Annotated in this window: 1 protein-coding gene; it reads right to left on the minus strand. The window is 74.6% G+C overall.

Annotated elements, in window-relative coordinates:
- Positions 1-195: 195 nt before the first annotated feature.
- Positions 196-1,021: site-2 protease family protein (locus D7X74_RS44745; protein WP_233602497.1), on the minus strand; the 826-nt coding region annotated here is incomplete at its 5' end.

The following is a 1,021-nucleotide window of genomic DNA, read 5'->3' on the forward strand; positions in this document are numbered from 1 at the left end:
GACAGGGGCAGGGGCAGGGGCATACGGGTCTCTTGGAGTGCGGCGGCGAGGGGACTCGGCGCCACGGCTTCTAGTGGTGTGTACGGGCCACTGCAATCGACGCGAGGGAGCGTGGATGCGCTGGGCCGCCCAGCCAGCAGGGGCTCCGTGCGCTGGAGGCAGGGCGGGGGAGCAGACGTCGCTCCGGTCCGCTTCTCAGGGCGGGGCCGGAGTGACGACGCGCTGCGAATCCCGCGCGGGGGAAGGGGCACCCGCGTCCCGTGCCAGCCCGGGGGCGGCGGTCGCGGAAGCGGGCGGTGTCGCTGGACTCGGAGCGGACGTGGACGCAGGCACGGGCACGGGCTTGTTCCCCGATGGAGGAGGCGTCGCAGCCTGGGCAGACACGGGATTGTTCCCTGACGCCGGAGCAGGCGTCCCCGTCGAAGGAACGGCTGCGGATGCCCCCGGTATCGGTGGGACCGTTCCGGCCAACGACGCAGGCGCTTGAGGTGCTGAGGCTCCCGGCGGCGGTGCGACGGCGACGCCCGCGGGCGTGACTCCAACCTTTGTCCCCGGAGGCGGAGCGGCGTTGGCGCTGACACCCGTCGGCGCGGCGCCGTGCACCGTGCCGCCGTCCAGCGTCGGCATCGTGCTCCCCGTGGATGCTGGCGACGTCGGCGCGTGCGCGGTCGCAGCGCCACCCGTCGCCGCCGTGCCACCCGTCACGGTACGCGGAGCGGGCGACGCGGGCAGCGCGCGACGGATCTCCGCGCCCGCCGTGGCCACGATGCCAATCGACAGGAAGAGGAACCCGGCCGTCTGCGCCACCGTCTCCACGCGCGGCGGAATGCGCCGGCCACTCACCGCCTCGATGGCGAGCAGCAGCACCCGGCCCCCATCCAGTCCCGGCACCGGCACCATCGTCAGCAGCGCCAGCGCCACCGACGCCGCCACCATCGCGCGCACCAGCGCATCCAGTCCCGACGCGGTGGACGACGCGACGTCGGAGGACTCCTGTCGCATCAGCGCGCCCGGCCCGCCC

The organism is Corallococcus sp. CA047B (assembly GCF_003612065.1).
GTDB classification, from domain to species: domain Bacteria; phylum Myxococcota; class Myxococcia; order Myxococcales; family Myxococcaceae; genus Corallococcus; species Corallococcus praedator.